Raw genomic sequence first — 17,126 nt, 5'->3', positions numbered from 1 at the left:
GTTAACGGTTATAGGTAAAGCTTCGAGAATAGAGTCATGTATTTTGGCAACGGGAGCTAGGTGCAGACTATATTATAATTCATTATGAGAAATTTGCTTCAAAGCTTAATAGAATAGGTTTTGAAGCAGTCGATTATATTATGTGTTTGAAATCGACAAAAGAAAATTGGACTAATATGGCAGAGGCTATCGCTCTACAAGGAACAATTTGTTCTAGTGTGTAAACTAATGAACCACTTGAATTGACAATATTAAATAATAAAGCTAACAATAGAGCCACATCAAATCTCTTTGAAAGTTTTTAATGCAGATGGTTAAGGGTAAATAGAGGATAGAACTGGTTCTTCTGTAGCTAACGAAGCCGTATACTTCCACAAGGAGAAATGTATATAGGAACTTCTATTAGTTCCCAACGTTTTAAAATGAAAGAGAACGTGTAGGAAACTTGAGATATAAGTGTGTGAAAAAAGTATGGAGACGGGTGTTAGTTAAAGAAACTGAATATGGTTAAGGGCGATATAGAATCGCTACTAAAGTAATTATAGTGTAGTTTTCTTCAATGTAAATGATGGGAGAGATGGGAATGGAAAACGAATGGGACAAAGCTATAGATTCTCTTTCAAAAATAAACGTTTTTTCAAATCCAAATAACGAGCCGGTAACCATAAGTGGTGAAGCTGATGATTTGAAGTGTATAGGTGTTGGGACAGATGCGGCTGTTTTTCAAGCTCTTTCCGCTCCAGCGTATGCATTTAAAGTATATGCCAAAGACAAAGTACACAAAGTAAAAATTGAAGCAAATGTTTATGAAATATTAGGAGATTCACCTTTCTTTTCAACATGCTTTGCTTCATATGACGAATACCTTGTTTTAAGTTACGAAGAAGGAAAAACGCTCTTTGATTGCATTCTACAAGGTATTCACATTCCAAAACAGGTTATAAATGAAGTGGAGGATGCAAGAGAATATGTTCGGAAGAAGGGCCTTAACCCTCGTGATATTCATTTAAAAAATATTTTGCTCCAAAATGGAAGGGCAAAAATAATTGATGTCTCTGAGTACACACTTCAGGGTAATGATTATCGATGGGAGCATTTAAAAAAAGGATACGAGCAATATTATCATGTAATAGATGGGAACTCTGTGCCGTTTTGGTTAGTAGAAACAATTCGAAAATGGTATAACCAGCGTGGAAAGAATACTTCATATGAAGAGTTTACAAAAAATATTTTAAAATTTTTGTTAAAAAATAATTGAACTTACAGGAGCTACCTTTTACGAGATGATTTCATATTGGTCAGTAACGCTACTCACATCGAGTAGCGTATTTTTAATAGTAAGAGGGTGAGAGTATATCAATTTACTGCAGCTATGTTTTGTCTCTTCAAAGAGCAACTGCCCTCTTTTTTAAAGAAATCTATCTTGTAAAATACAAACCCATGGTATAAAAAGCTGCTGCAGGAGCAACATAGCAATGTCATTACTTCATTTAAGATTGTAAAATTGATTTTTTATAGAAGGTTCTTTTCTTTTGATGTTACCCAGTACCCTTCTAGTAAAGCTTCTTTAACTTCTTTGATAGTATTTCCTTATTAGGATTATTACGAAAATGTTGTTCTAGTTTATTCATTAAAGTGTCCTTCTTTAGCTTAGTGAAAAATTGAAGAGGCATCTGTTATATACAAAACATAGAATCCAGTACTCAAATAACTTTGAGACTGGTTTTTTTAAAATATTTGACCAGACAAGAAGCTCTTTTTCTCTAGAATTCTAAATTCAGTTTAGATAGTAAAAATAGCTGCAAGCTTAGATGTTTTTGCGGCTTTTTGCTTTTTTGAGGAAACTTCAATCTGATAATATATATATTCTTGCAAAAAGATGCATCATTCGTCTTTTATGCTCAATCCTACCAAATTATACATATTTACAAACAACTTAGGTTGATTATGGAATATTAATGTATTGTAAATTTTATAAATTGATGTAAAGATATTTCAGAATGGATTGAAAAACTGCAAAAAGATGATTAATATTGCAAATGTAAGCAAGGATTTGCAAAGGAATAAATAAGTTAAGTGCAAAAAGCAGTAGATTAAGAGGGAAGAAGAGTGATTTAATGGGAATTTTTTTTAATCCAGTAAAAATTAATATTGGGGAATTAAAGGTTTTAAAGCGAGTAATTGAAGAAATGCCCCAAAAGGTAACAAAAGTGCTTTTACTTACTCGTGGGGGTAATTTTAATAAATCGCCAGAATGCACTGAAATGAGGAAATGTTTACAGCAGTATGAAATGCAGCAAGTAGATATTGAAATTTCAAATCCCACTGTAGATGATTTATTCGCATTGTTCAATGAGACAAAAGATTTTGATTTTGATTGTATCGTAGGTATCGGAGGGGGGAGTGTATTAGATTTATCTAAATCATTAGTAGCGATTAAAGGTATGCAAATTGAAAACTCTAAGCAGCTGTTGACAATTATTGAACAAAAAAACTACAAGAATAACGAGCAGACAATACCTTGGATTGGTATTCCTACTACTTCTGGTACTGGCTCAGAGCTAACATGCTGGGCAACAATTTGGTATGAAAAGCAAGGAATCAAACTATCTATTGATAACCCATCATTATATGCCTATGCAGCAATTATTGACCATACACTAACAACTTCATTACCAATTAGTATTACTGTTTCGACAACATTGGATGCATTATGTCATGCAACAGAGGCCTATTGGTCAAATAAGTCGAATGAAATTTCTAGAGTTTATGCAAAAGAGGCCATTCAGCGAATTATGCAATATTTAGAACCGCTAATTGAAGTACCAAGTAATATAGAATATCGACGTGAGATTGCTTTAGCAAGTATGTATGCAGGCTTGGCCTTTAGTAATACGCGTACAACAGCTTGCCATTCCATTTCTTACCCACTAACGATGGAGCTTGGGATTTCACATGGTGTGGCAGCAAGCCTAACATTAGCAAAAGTGTTAGCTATTAATTTTGAGAGTATCCCTGAAAAACAACAACTTCTTGAAGCATTTGGTCATCGTTCGTTTAAAGAAATACAACAATGGATAGAAAGCGTACAGGAAAGAGCGGGTTTTGCTACAAGACTTGTGCAATACAAAGGAACACATGAAAGTATTAATCGTATTGCAGAAAATGCGTTTACAAAAGGTCGTATGGATAACAATCCAGTCCCCTTAACAGAAGCGGATGTAAAAAATATTTTAATCTCAATCTATGAATAGGAAGGTATAGAACAATGAAGAAAACAATTTTAATGTCATCAGTTTTAGCACTATCAATCGCTTTAGCAGCATGCTCTGGACAAACAACAGAAAGTAAAGTAGACGACAAAATCGACATTGTTTGGTACCCAAATGAATCAGGCTCTGATTTAAAGGCATCACGTGATGAGATAGGAGAATTAATCGAGGAAGCCACAGGTAAGGAAGTGAAGCATCACTTAACGACAGACTATGCTATCGCGATTGAAACAATTGCAAATGGCAATGCAGATATGGGTTTTATGGGTTCAAACAGCTATATTGAAGCGAAGAAAAAAAATGATGCAGTTATTCCGTTAGCAGTACAATCTGGCGCATCTGGAACATTAGATGATGCAATTTATTATAGTTGGTTAGCTGTAGATGTAAATGAACAGGATGCATTCAAAAAGGATGATGAATTTTCATTAGATACAATTGAAGGGAAATCAATTTCATTTGTATCAAATAGCTCAACCTCTGGCTTTAAAGTACCATCCTCAACAATCATTAAGCATTTCTCAGAAACGGATAAATACGCAGACTTATCTGAGGAAAGCATCATGACAGGTGCTGAATTATTTGAGCAAGTATTATTTGGTAACTCTCACCAAGGATCGGCGGTGAACTTGTTAAATGGTGATGTAGATGTAGCCGCATTCTGTGATACATGTGTAGAAGAGTATGTAGAGCTCAAAGACGGAGAAGCAAATAGACAAGGTGCTATTTATACAGTAAAAGAAAATGCAGCAGAGCCATTTAACAAAGTAGCAGGTAAGGATTTTACATTAATGAACGTAACGCCTGTATTAAATGAACCATTCGTTGCAAATTTAGAAACTATGGGTCAAGAAGATTTTGATACAATTCAAGCTCTATTTACTTCGGATGAGTTTGCAAATAACGAAATGATTTTTGGTTTAGAGGGTAGTGAGACTGCAACATTATTCACAAAGGAAGAGAATGAGCGTTTCCTTAAAGTTGAGGATGCATGGTTTAACCCGATTCGAGAATTAACAAAATAATTAGCGACATTAAAAAGCGAGGATATTCGAGATGATACCATTATTGCAGGTTAATAAAGTAGAGAAGTTTTATAACGAAGAAACAAAAGTATTAAAGGATATTAGCTTTGAAGTTTATCCAGGAGAGTTTATTTCCATTATTGGTCCTTCTGGTGCAGGAAAATCCACGTTACTACGCTGTATTAATCGAATGGTGAATTTTAATCAAGGAACAATCCTATTTGATGAACAAAATATCGGTCAACTAAATAAGAAGGAGCTACGAAAAGTACGTACGAAAATCGGCATGATTTTTCAGCATTATAATTTAGTTCCACGTCTTTCGGTTTTAGAAAATGTACTGCATGGTCGTTTTGGTTATAAAACGACTTTGCAGGGAATTTTTAATCGCTATACGCAAAAGGAAAAGGAGCGTGCCTTTTTCCTCTTAGAAAAGCTTGGTATTGAGGAACATGCATATAAACGTTGTGACCAATTAAGTGGGGGACAGCAACAGCGAGTTGGGATTTGTCGAGCGCTTATTCAGGAGCCTTCACTAATATTATGTGATGAACCAATTGCCTCGTTGGATCCGAACTCCTCAAAAATTATTATGGATTATTTGAAGATGATTTCCTCTGAGCTAGGAATTGCGGTAGTCGTTAATCTACATCAGGTGGAGGTTGCGCAGCATTATTCGGATCGTATCATTGGCTTAAACAAAGGCAATATTGTCTTCAATAATCGCAGTGCTGCACTGACGAATGTGGAAATCCAAAATATTTATAGTTCGAACATGCAAGATTTAATCATGATATAAGGAGATCTAACATGATTGACAACAAACTGAAACGTAGTAACTGGCATATATGGTTTTTTCTAATCGCCATTATACTATTTACCTATGGCTCTGCTGCCATCACTCAATTTAATGTTGTAGAAGGTATGATTACCTTGCCAGATGCTCTATTGTGGATGTTATCGAATTTATTTGTAACAGGTGAATCATTAGAAAAATTACCGATTATACTTGCAGCATTATTTGAAACGATTTTTACGTCTATTGCTGCTACTGTGTTTGGTGCAATCATAGCACTATTTTTAGGGTTATTTGGCTCTTCTAAAACGATGATCAATAAACCGTTAATGCTAGTTTCTCGATTTGTAGCATCGCTTTCCCGAAATATTCCAGTTGTTGTCTGGGCGCTTGTATTATTGTTATCGTTTGGACAGAATTCGGTGACAGGTTTTATAGCTTTATTTGTAGGCTCAACAGGTTTCCTAACACGCGCATTTATCGAATCGATCGATGAAGCAGGTGATAAGTCTATTGAAGGCTTACAAGCAACTGGAGCAACATATTTTCAAATCGTCTTTAAGGGCGTATTGCCACAGTGTTTACCGCAGGTTATTAGCTGGATCTTATTCATGGTTGAAACAAATATTCGTAATGCAACATTGATAGGCATTTTAACTGGTACTGGCATCGGCTATGTGTTTGATATTTATTATAAAATGCTGAACTATAATGTAATTTCACTCATTACGCTCTGTATCGTAGTAGCCGTTATTGTTATTGATGTGTGTTCAAATCATGTGCGAAAGGTGATTTTATAAATGGTACAGGCTATGGAAAATAATCCGCCTCGCAAAAGGCATATTCCATTAAGGAAATATTCACGAGCAGATATTTATATCCGTGTGATGCTACTAATTTTTACGCTATCAACAATTTTTGCGTTCTTTATATTTAACTATAAAGGGTTTGAGCTAAAAACAGCGATTGTTGATACGTTAAGCAATATTAAAATAATGATTTTAGAACCAGGGCTATCGCATTTTAGCTGGGGAGAAGCGTTTTACCAAATTGGCATCACAGTTGGTCTTGCTTTTTTATCAACAATTATTGGGGCAGTGATTGCATTAGGGTTAGCTTTAATGGCAGCTACAAATTTATCAAATGAATGGTTGTCCAAAATTGTACGAATGGTGATGGCATTTATTCGTGCGGTACCCACAGTTTTATGGGTATTGATCTTTGCAATCTCTGCTGGTTTAGGGAGTGAAGCCGCGGTATTAGGGATGCTACTGCATTCGGTAGCATATTTAGTAAAGGCATTTTCTGAGGCTTTTGAGGAAATGGATTCAGGCATTATTGAGGCTTTACGAGCTAGTGGGGCAAATTGGTGGCATATCATTATTCATGCAGTCCTTCCTACGACATTTACCTATTTACTATCATGGGTATTTTTACGCTTTGAGATTAATTTTGGTGTAGCTGTTGCAATGGGTGCAGCGGCAGGTGCAGGTGGCATTGGCTTTGAATTATTTATGGCATCAAGCTTCTATTTTGACTTGCGTGAAGCAGGGATGATTACATACTTTATTTTAATCATCGCGATTCTATTAGAAATTACATCAACACAATTAAAAAAACGTTTCTTCCCAGCGAAGGCTTAGTAGGGAAGAATATTTGGAGGACATACTATGAAAGCGATTGAAGGAATTATTTTGGATTGGGCAGGGACAACAGTAGACTTTGGCTGTATGGCCCCAGTCAATGTTTTTGTAGAAATTTTTCACGATGCAGGTGTTGAAGTCACGATTGAAGAAGCAAGAAAACCGATGGGTATGCTTAAAATCGATCATATCCGTACGATGCTTCAAATGCCAAGAATTGAACAGCTCTGGCAGGAGGTACACGGAAGCCCCTTTACTGAACAGGATGTAGAGGCACTTTATGTAAAATTTGAAAAAAGTTTAATGAAAACATTGGCTACCTTTACGGATCCGATTGACCACGTAGTAGAAGCGGTTACACAATTGCGGAGTAAAGGGCTAAAAATTGGTTCGACAACAGGTTATACACAAATGATGATGGATGTCGTTGTGCCGAATGCTAAGGCAAAAGGCTATAGTCCAGATTTTTATATTACACCTGATGCAACTAACTCATTAGGAAGACCATATCCATACATGATTTATCGTAATATGGAGCAGCTTCAATTACAGTCTGTACAACAGGTTGTTAAGATTGGTGATACAGTTTCAGATATTAACGAAGCATTAAATGCAGGGGTTTGGGCTGTCGGTGTAGTGATTGGAAGCTCTGAAATGGGTTTAAGCAAAGAAGAGTATGAAGCATTGACTTCTGAGGAAAAGGAACAAATCATTGAAAGAACCGCCCAAAAATTTATAGATCTTGGCGCGCATTATACAATTCGTACAATGAATGAGTTACCTGGGTTAATTGATAAAATAAATGAGCGCATAAATAGGTAACGAAATTCACCAAGATAGCAATGCTTAAATATATTTTTCTTCATTCAGCGACATAAAAATAAAGCACTCCAAATGTTAGAGTATGTCTAACATTCGGAGTGCTGTTAACATTTGTATAGGGAGCTTTTCAATAACACATTAAATGTTTTTTGTTTATGTGTATGGATCTGAAGTGTCATGCTTTACTATTTTCTGGTTACGCTAGAGCCTTAATTTGGAGAAATAATTCTTATATCATGACTACTATAGTCCTCTATTGTTTTAGCTGAAATTGAACTATCAGATACGATGAGATCAATTTCATTTAAAGGACAGATGTTTATATAAGATGAAGTCTCAAATTTTGTAGAATCCGCCACTACAATTTTATGATTTGATCGAGAAAGGATAGCTTTAATCACGTCTACTTCGTGGATTCTAAAATCTGTTAAGCCGTTTTTTAGTGATAAGCCATTCACTGTTATAAATGCAGTATCAATATTAAAATTTGAGAGAACTTCCTCGCATTGCTTTCCATATAAAGTATACTCATCAGGATTGTAAAAACCACCAGAAAGAATGACCTTAAAATTTTTATTCGCCCCTAAAATACTTAGAATCCGAATATCATTTGTAATGATGGTTAAACGGTGGAACTTTTCTACTAAAACCTTGGCGATTTCAATGGTAGTTGTTCCACCATTTAATGCTATTGCCTGTCCCTCTTCTATTAGTTCAGCTGCTACAGACGCTAACTCTTGTTTCTTTTCTAAATTTTCTACTTCCCTTTCAACAAATAATTTATTAAGTACATTTTTATTATTTTGCTTCAAAATGGCTCCTCCATGTACTCGTTTAATGGTGCCTTTTTTTTCAAGAGTTTCTAAATCTCGTCGAATGGTGTCTATGGATACATTTAATAATGACGCAAGTTCAGTAGCTTTCACAGCTTTCTGTTGTTTTAAATATATTTCTATTTTTTGATGTCTATGTTCTTGTAACAATTGTATAACCTCCATTTATTCTTGCAATTAATAATTGCTCTAATCTAAATATTATCAATCATTTAATTAAAAAATGCAAAATACAGCAAATGTGAAAGTGTGGACAAAGTAATTATTCCATGTTTTCTATGTGAATAAAGTTAATGTTATGTAAAGAAAGTGCTAGTTAGATTGTAAAACAGCAGAAAACAGATTATTCTTGCATTATACAGCAGAAATAACAATAAAGGAGGTGGGAATTAAGGTGTAATTAAAATTAAGTTATATATTTTTTTCAAACCAATTATGGATTTAATTTTTGGACTACACAAACTCTTTTAAAAGGAAGGAAGTTTTTCGTGAAAAAGTCAAAAGCGGTATTATCGTCCACTTTAGCACTATTAATGTTAGGTCAAAGCTCAGTATTAGCAGAATCTCAAATGGCTGAAAGGGAAACACTTACTCAGCTACTTGTTGAAACAAGTAAATTAGAAGGGCTATTCTTTGACCCTGAAAAGAAAAACTCAGTGCAGCTGAATAAAGAATTGGAAAATGTTCCATCAACTTATGAAATGATTGTGAAATTTGAACCAAATCTAAATCAGCGTCAAATATTGTTTGGGAATTTTAAATCAGGAAACAAAACTGCATATAATATTGAAATAACAGCTGATAATCAACTTAGATATTATGAAATAAATCAATTTGGCACTATTGATAAAAAAACAGTAGAAACAGATATTACAACAGGTGAATGGACACATCTTGCTATAATAAGAGACGTTGCGAATAAAAAAATAGTCTTTATTCAAGACGGAAAAGAAATAGCTTCATTTGATAACGTAGATTTAGAGGAAGATCTTGCTTTTGAAAATTATCATAGTATCGGTAAAGATACTAGGGATCAGTTTCACCCGAATGCTGAAATAACAGAAGTTCGTTTATGGGACGATGTTCGTACGTTGGATGAGATTAAAGATAACGTTTATGCAGACATTAAAGGTAATGAAGAAGGGTTAATGCATACTTGGATGTTAGATGATTCCGTATATGATAGTCCTAATGTCTATGATAAAGCGGGAAAAATTGATGGAGTGGCATTTGGGTTCCAAAAAGAGTCTGTGATAGAAATACCAGAAGAGAGTGCTTATAAAGGAACAGGTATTGATTTTTCAAAGGGTGACTTGGAGATTGCAGCAGACGAACCTATTACTGAAGCTCCTCGTACAGTTGAAGCATGGGTGAAAATTCCAGCAGATACACCAAAAGAAAAACGTGTAGGGAATATCATCGGAAATTATTATCACGAATACTATAAAGACAAATCCAGATTCAATTTTGAAATTACTAGCAACGGTAATCCAAGAATTTATTGGCAAGCTCATACCGCTCATACACTTGATTATTCAACAAATGTGAATGTCAATTTAGGTGATTGGGTACATGTTGCCATGGTATTGGATGACAAGCAAGGTATTGGATCGACATATATAAACGGGGAAAAAATTAACGAACAATCTATTAATACACCTATTCCGAGTATCCCTCCTAGAGAAGAACTTAAAATCGGCTCGGATTATAGAGGTTACACAGCTGATGGTAAGCCTGAATATAATTTTAATGGTGAAATAGCGGATGTTCGGTTATGGTCTACTGCTAGAACTTCAGAAGAAATTAAAGCAAATTATAATAAAGCATTGGAAGGAAACGAAGAAGGATTAATCGGTAATTGGAAATTGGATGATGGAAAAGATGGAGTGTATCCAGATCATTCAAAGAAGAAGAACCATGCTCATGAGTATGATAATGAGAATAGCAACTGGATTGATCCTGACTTTGCAAAAGGGGACTACTCAATTGCTGTAATTCCTGACACGCAGTATTTTGTTGAACATTTCCCAAATGAATTTAAGGAATATATGACTTGGTTTAAAGACACTAAAGATGATTTAAACATAGAACTTGTAATGCAAGTAGGAGATTTAGTTAATAATCCAGGAAGTATAAAGGAATGGCAAACAGTTCAAGAAGGTATGTCCTATTTAGATGGTATAGTGCCGTATGTTTTTGTGCCTGGAAATCATGATTATAACGATCAAATTAAACGTACTACAACTAATTTTAATCAATACTTCTCTTATGAAAAATTTTCAAAAAGTTCTACATTTGGTGGTGCTTTTGAAATAGGACAGATGGAAAATACGTATTCTTTCTTCGATATACATGGACTAGAATATATGGTGATTAATTTAGAATATGGCCCACGAGATGAAGTGCTAGAATGGGCTAACCAAATAGCAAAAAATAATGAAGATAAAAAAATTATTGTCAACACCCACTCTTACTTATATCACAATGGAGAACATCAATCGCTAGACCATATGGATAACCCAGGAAGATACATTTCTGATGCCAATAATGGAGATCAAGTATGGGACAAGTTTGTAAGGAAGCATAAAAATATTATTCTAGTAACAGCTGGACATATTGGTAGCGAGGATTTAGTTGTGAGAGAAGATATTGGTGATCAAGGTAATTCCATTAAACAAATATTAGTTGATGCACAGTTTATGAAGCCTTATGATTTAGGGATGGTAATGCTCATGACCTTCAAAGAGGGAAGCAACGATGTAGACGTGAACTGGTATTCAGTTAAGAAGGATAAGCTATTCCGTGCTGACAACCAATTTACTATAAATTTAAACGTTTATGATGATGAAAAGTCAAACCAATTTATTGGTGATGTAAATGGTGACAATGTCATAGATGTTCAAGATGCTTTTTTCTTGAAAAATCATATCAATAAGCCTGGTAAGGGCCCAGAAAAAGCAGATATTAATCAAGATGGAGCCATCGATGCTAAAGATATGAAAATTATAGTAGACAATTACTTAAGGGTAAATGAAAAAGTAGAAAATGCACCAAGGCCAAAAGAGAAACATGGAGGCCAAACGCTTGAAGATATTCTTGAGGATTTGGATATGAAGGATTTAATAAAATAAAATATATTTATTAAGCCGGGACATTACTGGTCAAAACGTTACAAAGCGTGAGAAATCAATTTTAGAAACGTTGATTTCTCGCGCTTATCTGATGTGATATTTTTTAATTTCGCTTTGATAATATACTTATGTCCCAGCGTTTTGATAAGAGTTTTCAGTCGCAGATTGGTGTACGGTTAATGATTTAGTACGATAGTTGACTCCAAAATGTTCCATATTGCGTAAGCTAGTTTATTTTAGAAGTCTAACTTAAATTGTTTAGTTAGAATTACTTCATGTTATGCCTTATCCATAGAATCATTCATCTCAACGTTTTTGATCTTTAATCTTCTGAACCTAGCTACAAGTAGCAAAATTAATGGTAGTAAAGTAGCGAAAACACCTATAGCTAATGGCCAAGTTTGCTGGTTGTATATATCCGAATGAATGATGTTCGCATGAACAACTTGTGAAAGACCTATGGAAACCATTCCAAGTGGTAGAATGAGAGGTCTATGATCTTTTAGTTTAAGCATTTGGCCTATTCCTATTAAAGAAGCATAAAAATATATAAAAGATCTTACAAATATTGTAACCATCCACATGAAAGCCATAATAATTTCTATGCGTTGCAAAAAATCCCCAATAGAAATTTTTTGAGCTAACGTATAACTCGGAAATGTTCTTAAGGATGTATTGGTTACGCCCAATACTAAAATTGTTAATGCTATAAAAGCAGTTATAATAAATCCACCCACTAATGTGCCAATATAAAAGCCCTTCTTGCCAGTTTGAAGGTTATTAATAGCAGAAGGAAAAATCATTAAAAGGACAATTAATGGAAAAGAAAATAAACCCATGAAATGCAACACACTATATATTAGCGGAGGAACTGATACTTCAAAAATAGGTTGTATATTTCTAATGTCAATTTGCGGTGAAACAAAGAACAAAAAAGTAATAAAGATGAACAAAAAAATTGGAAAAAGTATCTCTAAAGTGCGGGCAAACACTTCTATACCTTGATACACAGCGAATAGAATAATAAAGTTGAAAAGTATGGTAAATACTACTGGCGGTGTTTCAGGCATCACCTCTGTTTGTAGAAAATTACCAATGAAGTATAATAATTCTCCTGATGAAAGTAGTGTTAACAGGACAAAACAGAGAGAAATAAATTTACCGACAATGTTTCCTAAGAACTTTTCAGTTACTTCTACAATAGAAAGGTTCTCCATTTTATTTGATAAAATGATATAAAGCTTTATTAAAAATAAACTTAATAAGGTACCTATAGTGGCTACAATCCAAGCGTCTTGTTTTACTTCTGAAGCTATGCTTGCTGGTATTATTAATATTCCTGTACCTACCGTATAGAGAGTAACAATTATAGTGAATTGGCGGGAGCTTATCAATTGTTTTTTCATAATAGATGCCTCTTATTAATTATTTTTTATTTAACAAATTCTCCATTAAAAAGTCACTGATTGGTTGAAAAATATAAATGATGGGGTCCAGTGGGCTAATCATTGAAACATTTAAACTGATAGTAATGTTTAAGACTGCTCCTATGACTAATAAAAATAAGAATAACCCAGCTAATTTTGCACCACCTTTTTTTAATTTAGGCAGTTCAATTAATGCAATAGCAATTGAAATGATTAATATGCCTAAGGTGATAAACATAGTCAATTTTTACTCCTTTACTTTTGAGTTTTGCATAGTCCCTAGCCCTTGTGTATTGACTTTAACCTTAACATTTACTTCTACCTCAGGATAGATTGTTTGCCAGTCATCTTTGATTTTTCCCCAAAGTGTAGGGTCTGCACGATGAATCATTTCTCCAAAACCAAGCACATCGGCTTGATAATTCACTTGAAGAATATTCAGTAATTGCTCAATATTTTTCTCAATTAGTTTTTCAGATTGATTATTAATCCAATCTATCTTTTTTAATGTTGTTAAATCAATATCACAATTGACCTCGGCAACATTTTGAACAACATTCATGTTAATCTGAATAGTAGGCTTACCATCAATAATTACTCCTTTTGTTTTTGTTTTAGATTGAGTAATCTCAATTGATAATTCTCCTTTCGAAGGACAACTAATAATTTCAATTGTTGATTTGATTTGATTGTTTAAGTAATTTAAACTTTTACTATCATACTCATCAAGATAACCTAGTAATTTATCTTCTTTAAAAATAGCTAGCCCTGTAAACTTCAGCTTTACTGGCGTTTCAATTCTTTCTACATTAGTTTGGTCAATTCCTAAGCTTTTTTCTCCTAGTACTTCAATTGCTGATAGAACAAAAAATTGGTCGTTTACGCCTAATTTTGTTACTAAATCTTCAATATCCACTTCTAAAGTAGAGCCCCATGCATCTTGCATTACTTTTAAAGAATTTAACATTTTATTTGCAGGTATTTTTTCTATAGGAGTTAAGACGTTTAAAACATCTTTCGCAGTTGCTTGCTGTGATACTATAACCGTAAAGTCATTTCGTATCTCTTGATCTCTTCCTAAAAAATCTACGGTATCTCGTAAACCGTTTTTAGCTAATTCTTCACCCATAACAACCAGTTGTAAATGCGCAAAATATAATTTTCTTGGAGATAATGCCAATATCTTTCTTATAGCTTCAAACACTGTTTTTCCTTTAGCATGATAGGTAACAACTGGTGCATGGCCACTTGTAGATTGCTTTGACGAAACTTGACTAGGATCAATGACTTGTGCAGAAATAACGTATTCGTCATCAACAAGATCTATACCTAATGCTGCTACAAGCGCTAATTCATTTAACTCACGTTTACTCCAACACCCGCTTAGAATCAAAATTAGAAAGATTAATGAAAAAATAATAAAGTTCATTTTCATAAGGTAACCCCATTTAACAGTTAGTTATGACCGATTTTTACGCCCTCTTACATTATTAATCTGGTTGATCAATCGTGGACGTGTAAGTAAGGACCCACGTGGAAAAATAATTAAGGCATCTTTTTGATCTTGTGGTATTAAAGGTGCAAATGGGCTCATATAAGGAACACCAAATGAACGCAAACTACATAAATGGATGAGCAACAGCATAAGCCCTACAAAAACGCCAAACAGTCCAAACATCGCTGCTAACACCATTAACGGGAAACGTAAAATTCGGATAGAATTGGATAGACCATAAGCTGGAAAAAGAAAACTACAAATGGCTGTTAAGGCTACAATAATGACCATTGCTGCTGAAACAATACCTGCCTCAACGGCTGCTTGACCAATGATAAGTGTTCCGACTATAGAGATTGCGGATCCAATCATTCTAGGCATCCTTAAACCTGCTTCCCTTAAAATTTCAAATGCAATTTCCATAATTAAAGCTTCTATAAATGCTGGGAAAGGAACGCCTTCTCGTTGTGCATATATACTGATAAGTAGCGGTGTGGGTATCATTTCATGATGAAAAGTTGTTAGAGAAATATAGAGAGAAGGAGCAACTAATGCAAGACTAATACCTAAAAAACGAATAAGTCGAATAAACGAACTAACAATTGCATTCTGATAATAATCTTCTGCAGATTGCAAGAAAGAAGTGAATAATGCAGGTACAATTAAAACAAATGGCGTGCCATCAACTATAATCGCAATTTTGCCTTCTAATAACTCTCCGGCTATAACATCTGGGCGTTCGGAATTATAAACGGTAGGAAATAAATTAAACTTTGAGTCTTGAATTAATTGTTCAATATAACCACTCTCTAAAATACCATCAATATCTATTTGATCTAATCTATGAAGTACTTCGTTAACAATCTTCTCATTCGCTATACCGTTTATATACATAACAGCTATTTCTGTTTGAGTAAATTCACCAATCACTCTTGACTTTATCCAAAGATTTGGACTTTTGATTTTGCGTCGAATTAAAGCTGTATTGGTTCTTAATGTCTCTGTAAATGACTCCCTTGGCCCCCTAATAACAGCTTCCGTGGCTGGCTCTGTTATTGCTCTCTCTTTGGGACTTCTAGTACTTGTAGAAATACCTAATGCAAGTCCATTTATTAATAGGATGGTTTCTCCACTCAAAATAGCGTTAAACAGAGAAGGAAAATCTGAGACATCTTTTATACTTCCGACAGTCAAGCAATATGTTTTTAATCGTAGCGCAATATCTTGTAATGTAGTTTCAGACGTCACCTCAAAATCAGAAATAATAGACTCTAATAAAAAGTCCGTAATTGAGGTGTTATCAGCTAGACCATCCGTATAAATAATAGCTATTGAGACCTCGATCGGTTTACCAATCAAAAATTCTCGAGTAATAATATCATTGCTGTTGCCTAGTGAATTTTTAATAGTTTTGATATTTTTCAGGAGAGATGTAGAAAGAGAATTAACTATTTTCCTTTTTATGAGATTATCTATTTCTGAATTGCTCACTACAAGGTCCTCCTTTAGTTTTCTAATTAATAGAATATGCAAAAGATAGAGAGATTATACTTTGTCTATTTAAGAGAAGAAGAACTTAATAGAATTGTTCATTTGTTTTGATAGAAATAAAAAACAGACAACAATTTTTGTTGACTGTTTTAAAAACTTTAGTTGTTTAAAATAGTAGGTTTATCAAATGAAACAATATCAATAATATGGTCTAAACAAACAATCTGATAATGGAATAGCTCTTTATAGGAATAGATATCGAGAGCTATAGTACCTTTACTTATAAAATCTAAATATGTTGATTTTGTAAAAAGACGTACTGAGTTACCTAAGAAATCATCCTCTTGATTTACAAAATGAAATGATTCGTCAAAAACAGTATAGGCTACATATGAATCGAATTCTATATGTATGACCGGTAATGTCTTATCAATTTCAATAGGATAGACATCATTTATTGTATATTCCTCAAACCTTATATCCTCGCTTTCGGAGCTAACGGAAGCTCTAGAAATAGAAACTCTCAAAGAGTTTGTCCCTGGCTCTACTATATTATCTAAAAACAAATAACCTTTCCATTGCATTAAATCTTCATAGTTCATACAAATCACCCTTCCAGATTATCACTAGAGATTATGGTCATTTTATAGTTAGAATTTTAAAATGTCAAATTGGAATCGGTTGAATTAGAATAAAAATTTATTGTTTATCAATAAAAAATAATTGACTTAGAATATATTTAGGGTTTATGATTGTTACAGCAAGTTGAAGAAAGATGCAGTGGAGGAATTAAACCTTTTTACATTGAATGGAGGAAATAGGTTATGAAAAAATATATTTTTGCATCAATGCCAATCTTATTAGGCGTAATTAGTTTTTTAATCTTTATGGTGAAAGGGAGTAATGTAGCACCTGATGGTACATTAGAAGAACCATTCTTTCTTATTCCAATAGGATTTTTATTGTTATTTATTGGATTTATATGTGTAGTAGGGGTAGCCTTAATTTCGATTAATAAAAAGACACAATACGTTAAGTAATAGATAAAACAACCAGGTCAACATTGAACTGCACCCCGTCAAGTAGACAGTGGAAATAATAAAAAATGTATTAAGCGGCTTGAGTCCTGAATTCTAACGGACTCAAGCCGCTTAACCTTTTCTGATAACGATCGTAATTATAAAAATGAAT

At 33.8% G+C, this 17,126-nt stretch carries 16 protein-coding genes; 9 read left to right on the top strand and 7 right to left on the bottom strand.

All coding sequences use genetic code 11. The features are described from left to right. The first annotated feature begins 583 nt into the window (after positions 1 to 583). The 7 genes from RCJ95_RS00080 (at position 584) to phnX (ending at position 7,558) form a co-directional block, all read left to right on the top strand. Complete coding sequence (locus RCJ95_RS00080) at positions 584 to 1,258, top strand: serine/threonine protein kinase (RefSeq protein ID WP_446721764.1); 675 nt, start codon at positions 584 to 586, stop codon at positions 1,256 to 1,258. 859 nt (positions 1,259 to 2,117) lie between these two features. Next, positions 2,118 to 3,254 (top strand): phosphonoacetaldehyde reductase, encoded by a 1,137-nt coding sequence (locus RCJ95_RS00075; RefSeq protein ID WP_446721763.1) that lies wholly within the window; start codon positions 2,118 to 2,120, stop codon positions 3,252 to 3,254. Between the two features lie 14 nt (positions 3,255 to 3,268). Further along, positions 3,269 to 4,297: a PhnD/SsuA/transferrin family substrate-binding protein gene (locus RCJ95_RS00070; RefSeq protein ID WP_257522467.1), complete on the top strand. Its 1,029-nt coding sequence runs from the start codon at positions 3,269 to 3,271 to the stop codon at positions 4,295 to 4,297. Positions 4,298 to 4,331: 34 nt separating this feature from the next. Then, a complete protein-coding gene (phnC, locus tag RCJ95_RS00065; protein WP_202341406.1) occupies positions 4,332 to 5,096 on the top strand; it encodes a phosphonate ABC transporter ATP-binding protein in 765 nt (254 codons plus the stop codon). Positions 5,097 to 5,107: 11 nt separating this feature from the next. Further along, a complete protein-coding gene (locus tag RCJ95_RS00060) occupies positions 5,108 to 5,893 on the top strand; it encodes a PhnE/PtxC family ABC transporter permease (protein WP_274769475.1) in 786 nt (261 codons plus the stop codon). After that, positions 5,894 to 6,736: a PhnE/PtxC family ABC transporter permease gene (locus RCJ95_RS00055; RefSeq protein WP_446721762.1), complete on the top strand. Its 843-nt coding sequence runs from the start codon at positions 5,894 to 5,896 to the stop codon at positions 6,734 to 6,736. It abuts the gene before it with no gap. Positions 6,737 to 6,763: 27 nt separating this feature from the next. Beyond that, positions 6,764 to 7,558, top strand: coding sequence for a phosphonoacetaldehyde hydrolase (gene phnX / locus RCJ95_RS00050; protein ID WP_202341140.1), 795 nt, complete (start codon positions 6,764 to 6,766; stop codon positions 7,556 to 7,558). A 209-nt stretch (positions 7,559 to 7,767) separates the two neighbouring features. Here the strand turns inward: phnX and RCJ95_RS00045 are convergent, their stop codons facing one another. Next, entirely contained in the window at positions 7,768 to 8,541 is a 774-nt protein-coding gene (locus tag RCJ95_RS00045) for a DeoR/GlpR family DNA-binding transcription regulator (RefSeq protein ID WP_446721761.1), read from the bottom strand. Between the two features lie 338 nt (positions 8,542 to 8,879). Here RCJ95_RS00045 and RCJ95_RS00040 point away from each other — a divergent pair, with 338 nt between their 5' ends. Next, the gene (locus RCJ95_RS00040) at positions 8,880 to 11,522 is read left to right on the top strand and encodes a LamG-like jellyroll fold domain-containing protein (RefSeq protein WP_446721760.1); all 2,643 of its coding nucleotides are present in this window, start codon (positions 8,880 to 8,882) and stop codon (positions 11,520 to 11,522) included. A gap of 278 nt (positions 11,523 to 11,800) precedes the next feature. On the opposite strand, the gene RCJ95_RS00035 is transcribed toward RCJ95_RS00040, so the two are convergent. The 5 genes from RCJ95_RS00035 to RCJ95_RS00015 all read right to left on the bottom strand — a co-directional run bounded on the left by RCJ95_RS00035 (position 11,801) and on the right by RCJ95_RS00015 (position 16,537). Beyond that, a complete protein-coding gene (locus RCJ95_RS00035) occupies positions 11,801 to 12,928 on the bottom strand; it encodes a GerAB/ArcD/ProY family transporter (RefSeq protein ID WP_257522463.1) in 1,128 nt (375 codons plus the stop codon). 19 nt (positions 12,929 to 12,947) lie between these two features. After that, positions 12,948 to 13,187: a hypothetical protein gene (locus tag RCJ95_RS00030; protein WP_446721759.1), complete on the bottom strand. Its 240-nt coding sequence runs from the start codon at positions 13,185 to 13,187 to the stop codon at positions 12,948 to 12,950. Positions 13,188 to 13,196: 9 nt separating this feature from the next. Then, on the bottom strand, positions 13,197 to 14,384 hold the full coding sequence (locus RCJ95_RS00025) for a Ger(x)C family spore germination protein (RefSeq protein WP_446721758.1): 1,188 nt from the start codon (positions 14,382 to 14,384) through the stop codon (positions 13,197 to 13,199). A 24-nt stretch (positions 14,385 to 14,408) separates the two neighbouring features. Then, positions 14,409 to 15,935: a spore germination protein gene (locus RCJ95_RS00020; protein WP_446721757.1), complete on the bottom strand. Its 1,527-nt coding sequence runs from the start codon at positions 15,933 to 15,935 to the stop codon at positions 14,409 to 14,411. A 158-nt stretch (positions 15,936 to 16,093) separates the two neighbouring features. After that, positions 16,094 to 16,537 carry a hypothetical protein gene (locus RCJ95_RS00015; RefSeq protein ID WP_446721756.1) on the bottom strand — a complete coding sequence of 148 codons (444 nt, stop codon included), beginning with the start codon at positions 16,535 to 16,537 and terminating at the stop codon, positions 16,094 to 16,096. Positions 16,538 to 16,759: 222 nt separating this feature from the next. Between RCJ95_RS00015 and RCJ95_RS00010 the strand changes: the two genes are divergently transcribed. Then, positions 16,760 to 16,975, top strand: coding sequence for a DUF3955 domain-containing protein (locus RCJ95_RS00010; protein ID WP_369578975.1), 216 nt, complete (start codon positions 16,760 to 16,762; stop codon positions 16,973 to 16,975). Positions 16,976 to 17,045: 70 nt separating this feature from the next. Here RCJ95_RS00010 and RCJ95_RS00005 read toward each other — a convergent pair whose 3' ends face one another. Next, entirely contained in the window at positions 17,046 to 17,126 is an 81-nt protein-coding gene (locus RCJ95_RS00005) for an IS3 family transposase (RefSeq protein WP_446721857.1), read from the bottom strand.

The organism is Lysinibacillus sp. BSL11, assembly GCF_052928325.1.
This window is presented reverse-complemented; position numbering and strand designations above follow the sequence as displayed.

Excerpts from the sequence above, each read along its gene's own strand:
- RCJ95_RS00080 (WP_446721764.1), top strand. The coding sequence starts at position 584 with ATGGAAAACGAATGGGACAAAGCTATAGATTCTCTTTCAAAAATAAAC.
- RCJ95_RS00075 (WP_446721763.1), top strand. The coding sequence starts at position 2,118 with ATGGGAATTTTTTTTAATCCAGTAAAAATTAATATTGGGGAATTAAAG.
- RCJ95_RS00070 (WP_257522467.1), top strand. The coding sequence starts at position 3,269 with ATGAAGAAAACAATTTTAATGTCATCAGTTTTAGCACTATCAATCGCT.
- RCJ95_RS00060 (WP_274769475.1), top strand. The coding sequence starts at position 5,108 with ATGATTGACAACAAACTGAAACGTAGTAACTGGCATATATGGTTTTTT.
- RCJ95_RS00055 (WP_446721762.1), top strand. The coding sequence starts at position 5,894 with ATGGTACAGGCTATGGAAAATAATCCGCCTCGCAAAAGGCATATTCCA.
- phnX (WP_202341140.1), top strand. The coding sequence starts at position 6,764 with ATGAAAGCGATTGAAGGAATTATTTTGGATTGGGCAGGGACAACAGTA.
- RCJ95_RS00035 (WP_257522463.1), bottom strand. The coding sequence starts at position 12,928 with ATGAAAAAACAATTGATAAGCTCCCGCCAATTCACTATAATTGTTACT.
- RCJ95_RS00030 (WP_446721759.1), bottom strand. The coding sequence starts at position 13,187 with ATGTTTATCACCTTAGGCATATTAATCATTTCAATTGCTATTGCATTA.
- RCJ95_RS00025 (WP_446721758.1), bottom strand. The coding sequence starts at position 14,384 with ATGAAAATGAACTTTATTATTTTTTCATTAATCTTTCTAATTTTGATT.
- RCJ95_RS00015 (WP_446721756.1), bottom strand. The coding sequence starts at position 16,537 with ATGAACTATGAAGATTTAATGCAATGGAAAGGTTATTTGTTTTTAGAT.
- RCJ95_RS00010 (WP_369578975.1), top strand. The coding sequence starts at position 16,760 with ATGAAAAAATATATTTTTGCATCAATGCCAATCTTATTAGGCGTAATT.